The sequence below is a fragment of the Lactococcus sp. EKM203L genome (assembly GCF_011800585.1).
Taxonomy (GTDB): Bacteria; Bacillota; Bacilli; order Lactobacillales; family Streptococcaceae; genus Lactococcus; species Lactococcus lactis.
In genome coordinates this window covers 1-302 of sequence record NZ_JAALEQ010000061.1, presented here as the reverse complement: position 1 = coordinate 302, position 302 = coordinate 1, and the positions used below count along the sequence as shown (strand labels likewise).

The 302-nt window shown below is 38.4% G+C and carries 1 pseudogene; it reads right to left on the bottom strand.

Features of this window, described 5'->3' with window-relative positions:
- Nucleotides 1–302 (bottom strand): annotated as a pseudogene (locus HFD15_RS14095) (hypothetical protein); the annotation flags it as partial.

Below are 302 nucleotides of genomic sequence, written 5' to 3'. Positions count from 1 at the left end.
TGTACATCATCAAAATCGAAGTGATCACTGCTGAAATTGTCCATTTCCACTTGCTTAAAATTGAACTTAAATTTATTTTGTCTCCAATAGACAAATGAAGAATACAAAGCAGCCACTCCTGCAAGCGCCGTTGCTTCTCTACTGGTCTCAGATACTCGCTGTTCAGTAAATGCTTCCCAGTAGGGCGAAAAGATTGATTCACGTTCGCTATCAGTTTCCCCTTTAGGACGATTCTTAAAAGCAATGTTCACAGCCCTGCTATTCATTTCAGAAGAAAACAGAACTTTTTCATTTGAATCAAT